This is a genomic window from Propioniciclava sp., assembly GCF_036744435.1.
Taxonomy (GTDB): Bacteria; Actinomycetota; Actinomycetes; order Propionibacteriales; family Propionibacteriaceae; genus Propioniciclava.
In genome coordinates this window covers 22,055-28,054 of the sequence record NZ_DAIOIA010000029.1, presented here as the reverse complement: position 1 = coordinate 28,054, position 6,000 = coordinate 22,055, and the positions used below count along the sequence as shown (strand labels likewise).

The window sequence follows — 6,000 nt, the reverse complement described above, 5'->3', positions numbered from 1 at the left end:
CGGCGGCACCGTAGTGTTCGAGGGGACGCCCGCCGACCTGGTCGCGGCCCGGTCCACGCTGACCGGGCAGCATCTGGCCGCTTACATCGGCGGCTGACCGCTCCCCAGCGTGAGCGAAGCCAGCAGGGCGTCGGCCTGTGCCGGACGCCGGAGCAGCAACACGGGTGGGCCGTCGGACGCGGCGGCCCATCGCCGCATCGTGGCCCGCTTGCGGGCCCAACTGCGAAAGTGCCAGACCACGATGGAGTCCCGCGAGCATGCCCGGGCCAGGGTCTCGACGTTGCCGTTGCAGCACGGCTCGCGGGTGATGATCCGGCGCGCCGTGCGGCGCAGCAGCCGGGCCAGGGACCGCCAGCGCGCGTAGTCCAGGCCGATCACCACCTCGGCCGCGGGCAGCGTCAGATGCTGATGAATGCCGTAGACGGTGTCGATGACCCAGGATGGCGACTCCAGCCGGGGACGGAACCGAGCCTCGAACACCTCGGGAGACACCTGCACCCAGTCCGGGTCCCACGCGAGGTCGTCCACGAGCGTGACCGGCAGGTCGAGCCGCTCGCCTAGGGCCAGCGCCATCGTGGACTTCCCCGAGCCCGTCGCGCCGTAGACCAGGATCCGGTCAGCCGAGGCGACGTCGGACGGCTGTGCATGAGGCATAGCGACCAGCCTAGCCACGCGGGCTGTTCAGGGCGTCCCGACCATGACTACCGTGGGTGCGGTGACCACGAACAACGAGCCGCGCCCTCCCGCCGAGGAGTCCTCCGGCGACGTCACCCCCGAGGTCAGCTTCGACCAGCAACGATTCGACGCCCGCCCTTCCAAACTCCGGCCGCGAGCGCGTCGGCAGCACGCCGGTTCCGACCTGCCCGCGCCCCCGTTCGCCGCTGATGGCCGCAACCGCGCCTACGTCGCCTGGCTGGTGGAGCAATCCATGCTGGAGGATGCCTCCACGCTGGCGCGCCAACTGGCCGGGCATCACCTGATGTGGGCCAATGCGTTCGCTGCGCCCAGCCCCCGCGCGGCGGTGGAGCAGGCATCCGTGTGGTACACGGCCTATCCGCTGAGCCTCATCACCGCGCACGGCCAGTCCTTCCTCGGCGCGTTGGGCGACGAGGCGCTGTGGCGGGCGTTCGAGCAGATCGGGATCGAGGGCATCCACACCGGGCCGGTGAAGCTCGCCGGGGGCATCTCGGGCTGGGACCAGACCCCGTCCATCGACGGTCACTTCGACCGGATCAGCATGGCGATCGACCCGCTGTTCGGCACCGAGGAGGAGTTCCGCGACATGGGTCAGACGGCGGCCTCCTATGGCGGGACCGTCATCGACGACATCGTGCCTGGCCACACCGGCAAGGGCGCCGACTTCCGGTTGGCTGAGCTCAACTACGGTGACTATCCCGGCATCTACCACCTCGTCGACATCCCGCGGGACGCCTGGCATCTGCTGCCTGAGGTGCCCCAGGGAAGCGACTCGGTCAACCTGGATCAGGCCACCGAGCGGGCGCTCGCGGAGGCGGGTTACATCATCGGCGAACTGCAGCGAGTGATCTTCTATGAGCCGGGTGTGAAGGAGACCAACTGGTCGGTGACCCCGCCCATCTACGACCATCGTGGCGTCCTGCGGCGCTGGGTCTACCTGCACTACTTCAAGGAGGGGCAGCCGTCGATTAACTGGCTCGACCCGACCTTCGCCGGGATGCGTCTGGTGATGGGCGATGCCCTGCACTCGCTGCTGGACCTCGGTTCGGGCGGGCTCCGCCTGGACGCGAACGGCTTCCTCGGCGTGGAGAAATCCGCGGATCGCTCCCCTGCATGGTCGGAGGGGCATCCGCTGTCCCAGGCCGCCAATCAGCTCATCGGGTCGATGGTCCGCAAGGTGGGCGGTTTCACGTTCCAGGAGCTCAATCTCACCATCGACGACATCGCGAGCACTGGCTCCGTGGGCCCGGACCTGAGCTACGACTTCATCACGCGTCCGGCCTACCAGGTGGCGTTGGCGACGGCCGACACCGAGTTCCTGCGACTGACGCTGCGTGAGGCGTTGCGGATCGGCGTCGACCAGGCCTCGCTGGTGCACGCGCTCCAAAACCATGACGAGCTCACCTACGAGCTGATGCACTTCGCGGCCGGGCATGCGGAGGAGTCATTCTCCTTCGGGGGTGCGGAGTTGTCCGGCAGCGACCTCGCCGAGCGCATCCGGCGCAGCATGCGGGATACGCTCACCGGTGAGGCGGCCCCCTACAACGCGGTGTTCACGCAGAACGGGATCGCCTGCACGACCGCCTCGGTGATCACCGCGACGCTCGGCCTGGCGGACCTGTCCTCGTTGACCGAAGAGGACGTGGAGACGATCAAGGATGCGCACCTTCTGCTGTGCATGTACAACGCCTACCAGCCCGGCGTGTTCGCCCTCTCGGGCTGGGATCTGGTCGGCGCCTTGCCCCTGGACCGCAGCCAGGTGCGGGGACTGATCGCCGACGGCGACACCCGCTGGATCGAGCGGGGTGCCTACGACCTGATGGACTCCTCCCCCGAACTGGTCAGGTCGGCCGCGGGGATGCCGCGGGCCAAGACCCTGTACGGGGGTCTCCCCTCCCAACTGGTCGATCCCCGCTCGTTCGCGTCCCGGTTGGCGCGCATTCTGGAGATCCGCCGGCTCAGCGGGGTGGCGACGGGAGAACTCGTGGATGTCCCGGAGGTTCCCCACCGGGCGCTGCTGGTCTTGGTGAATCGCCTCGGCGACGGCGGTACCGAGGTGACCGTCTTGAACTTCGGGCGCGAGTCTTTGGTGGCACGGGTCCAAAGCGAGGCGCTTCCTGCGGGAACGGTGATCGACCTCGCCACCGGCGAACCGGTGGGCGAGGTCGACGATCTGGGCGGCTTCAGCGTCGCGCTGGGCGGCTTCGGCGGCGTAGCGCTCGGCCTTCGCGCGACCGCGCCGCAGGAGGCCTGACTTAGGCTTGCGTGCTGTCGCCCCCCGTGGTGCGGCGACCCAGTTCGGCGTCCAGGCGCAGCAGGCCGGGGCCGTCGTCGCCGACCATCGTGATCTGGGCGAGGATCTCGCTCACGGTGGCCTCCTCCTCGATCTGCTCTTCCAGGAACCAGTTGAGCAGGGGGCGGGCGTCGAGGTCGCCCTCGGCATCGGCCAGCCGGTAGAGGGCCCGGATCGCCGCGGAGACCTTCTCCTCGTGTGCGAGGGCTGCGGCGAACACGTCGGCCGGGGAAGCCTCAGGGCTGACCTGAGGCGCGGCGATGGCGCCGATCGCCGGGACGCCTTGGCGATCCACGACATGATCGATGAACTTGTCGGCGTGCCCGATCTCTTCGTCGGACTGGGCACGCAGCCAGGACGCGAACCCGGGCAGGTCGCCTGCACCCATCGCGATGGAGAGTTGGCGGTACACCACCGATGCGGACAATTCGAGGGTGATCTGCTGGTCGAAGGCCTGCGCCAATGTGTCGGTGAGCTTCATGCCTCCACTCTTCCACCGGTTTCTCGCCGCTCACAAGGTAACGTCCGCAGCGTGCACCTCGCCGATCTGGGCGTCGCCGGACGCCGCCAGCCTCTGTTCGTGCGGCGTGGTGGCGTCGCCACCTCCCAGCCGGTCGCCGCGCAGGCGGGACTCGCCGTTCTGCAGGGCGGCGGCAACGCGGTGGATGCGGCGATCGCGACCGCCGCCGCGCTGACCGTCGTCGAGCCGACCAGCAACGGGCTCGGTTCGGACGCCTTCGCGCTGGTGTGGGACGGGAACCGCCTGCACGGCCTCAACGGATCGGGTCGGGCCGGCCGGGCTTGGCGGGCCGAGGACCTGCGCGCGGGGGGTCACACCGAGATGCCGCGGCACGGCTGGGCGTCGGTGACGGTCCCGGGGGCAGTACGGGCGTGGGCCGACCTCCACGCGCGGTTCGGACGACTGCCGTTCGCCGAGCTGCTCGAGCCGGCCGCGACGTTGGCCGAGGAAGGGTTCGCGGTCTCCCCTGTCGTCGCGGCCTCGTGGGCCAAGGCCGTGGTTGCGGCCACGGCGCGAGCACGAGCGCACCCGGATCCGGCGGAGGAAGAGTTCCTGCGTCACTTCGCCCCGGAAGGTCGCGCTCCCGGCGTCGGGGAGGTGTGGCGCAGCGCGGCCACCGCGGCGACCCTGCGGGCACTCGGCGCCAGCGCGGGGACCGACCTCTACACCGGCGAGGCCGCAGAACGACTCGTGGCGTTCGCGGCCAGCACGGGTGGGCGACTCGACGCCGCCGACCTGGCCGGGCACCGGTCCACCTGGGTGGACCCCATCAGCGTCGCCTACCGCGACCACGAGGTCTGGGAGATCCCGCCGAACGGGCAAGGTATCGCCGCGCTGATGGCGCTCAGGATCCTCGACGGCTACGACCCTGCGGATGTGGCCCCTTTCGGCCGGCCGGGCGTTGCCGCCCCGGTCACCGCCCCCGCGCGCCCGGATGCCTGGCATCGCGCCCTGGAGGCCACCAAGGTGGCGCTCGCCGACGCGCACGCCTTCGTCGCCGACCCGGAGCATGCCGATGTGCCCACCGCAGCCCTGCTCGCCGATCCTCACATCGCGGCCCGTCGCCGTGGCCTGAGTGCGGTCGCACGGACCCCGGTGGGTGTCGATCCCCGTGCCTCCGACACCGTGTATCTGTGCACCGCCGACGACGAGGGCCGCCTGGTCAGCTTCATCCAATCCAACTTCGCGGGTTTCGGATCGGGGATCGTCGTTCCCGGTACGGGTATCTCGTTGCAGAACCGAGGATGGGGGTTCTCGTTGCGCCCGGGGCATCCCAACGAGCTGGCCCCCGGCAAGCGGCCGTTCCACACCATCATCCCCGGGTTCCTGACCCGGGGCGGGGAGCCCGTGGGACCGTTCGGCGTGATGGGAGGGCACATGCAAGCGCAGGGGCATGTCCAGGTGGTGCTCGACGCGGTAGAAGGCGGCGATGATCCGCAGACCGCGCTGGGGCGTCCGCGCTGGTTCTGGGACGCGGCCAGCGGCGAGGTTCAGGTCGAGGCGTCGGCAGGGCAGCAGGTCGTCGACGCTTTGACCGCACGAGGTCACCGGGTGAGCGTCGCCCCGGACGCCACCGTCTTCGGCCGGGGCCAGGCCATCTGGCGCGCCGGTGCGGGAACCTGGGCGGTCGGTTCGGAGCCTCGCGCGGACGCCTTCCCCGTCGGCTGGTGAAGGGCTCCGCGCGCCGGGTCGGGTCGCCGCCGTCGTCGCGCTAGTGTCGCGGCACGATCAGGCATCGGGAGGCGCGATGAGCCAGTGGCAGCCGGTCAGCCGGGGAATCGATGAGAATGAGCCGACGGTGGTGTTGGGCGATGAGCCCACGATCGGGGTGCCGAGGCTTCCCGAGCACACCCAGGTGCTGGACGTGAGCGCGTTGCAGGCCGCCCACGAGCCTCCGCTTCAGGCGCCACGCGGGGGTGACGCCGAACAGGAGGCGTCCCCGTCCGAGGACGACCAGGAGGTCGGTGCTCACGATGATCCCGCCTACGCTCTTCAGTTGTCGCGCATGCAGAACCGTCGGCTCACGGACCTGGGCCTGTTCCTGCTGCGGCTGAGTTCGCTGGCGCTGGTGCTGGAGGGGATTCACCAACTGATGCATCTCGGACCCGCGATCGAAGCGTTGCGCGGCGTCCCGTTCGTCGGTCAGGCCCCCGACCTCGTCGCGGTGGCCCTAGGAACCGCCTGGGTCGTGCTCCCCGCCTTGCTGGCGGTGGGGCTGTTCACCCGGGTGGCTGCGCTGCTGCAGGCCGCCGGGATCGCCGTCGTGTACGCCTGTCTGCTGCTCGGCGGGGCTCCGGTGCTCGACCCGCTCACCGGAGGCCTGGCTCAGCCGGCCCCGCTCGCCTACGCGGCGCTGGCGCTGCCGTTGGTCTTCACCGGGGCGGGACGGCTCTCGATCGACCACGCCCTGGGCGCGGACCGGCGGGTACGGCTGGCCGAGCGCCGGGCCTCCCGGGACCGGGCCCGCCATCCAAGGTGACGCCGCCGCGGG

At 70.6% G+C, this 6,000-nt stretch carries 5 protein-coding genes and 1 pseudogene; 4 read left to right on the top strand and 2 right to left on the bottom strand.

The annotated features are described in order from the left end of the window. Positions 1-97: pseudogene (locus V7E09_RS15680) on the top strand (excinuclease ABC subunit A); the annotation flags it as partial. Here V7E09_RS15680 and V7E09_RS05735 read toward each other — a convergent pair. Further along, on the bottom strand, positions 82-654 hold the full coding sequence (locus V7E09_RS05735) for an adenylate kinase (protein ID WP_324523139.1): 573 nt from the start codon (positions 652-654) through the stop codon (positions 82-84). The pseudogene V7E09_RS15680 and the gene V7E09_RS05735 overlap by 16 nt on opposite strands. 61 nt (positions 655-715) lie before the next feature. On the opposite strand from V7E09_RS05735, the gene treS reads away from it, so the two are divergent. Then, positions 716-2,950 carry a maltose alpha-D-glucosyltransferase gene (gene treS / locus V7E09_RS05730; protein WP_324509790.1) on the top strand — a complete coding sequence of 745 codons (2,235 nt, stop codon included), beginning with the start codon at positions 716-718 and terminating at the stop codon, positions 2,948-2,950. Between the two features lies 1 nt (position 2,951). Here treS and V7E09_RS05725 read toward each other — a convergent pair whose 3' ends face one another. After that, positions 2,952-3,470: a ferritin gene (locus V7E09_RS05725; RefSeq protein ID WP_324509792.1), complete on the bottom strand. Its 519-nt coding sequence runs from the start codon at positions 3,468-3,470 to the stop codon at positions 2,952-2,954. Between the two features lie 51 nt (positions 3,471-3,521). Here V7E09_RS05725 and V7E09_RS05720 point away from each other — a divergent pair, with 51 nt between their 5' ends. Both V7E09_RS05720 and V7E09_RS05715 read left to right on the top strand, forming a co-directional pair. Beyond that, complete coding sequence (locus tag V7E09_RS05720; protein ID WP_324509793.1) at positions 3,522-5,180, top strand: gamma-glutamyltransferase family protein; 1,659 nt, start codon at positions 3,522-3,524, stop codon at positions 5,178-5,180. Between the two features lie 76 nt (positions 5,181-5,256). Further along, positions 5,257-5,988, top strand: a complete 732-nt coding sequence (locus tag V7E09_RS05715; protein ID WP_324523138.1) for a DoxX family protein — start codon at positions 5,257-5,259, stop codon at positions 5,986-5,988. Positions 5,989-6,000 lie beyond the last annotated feature (12 nt).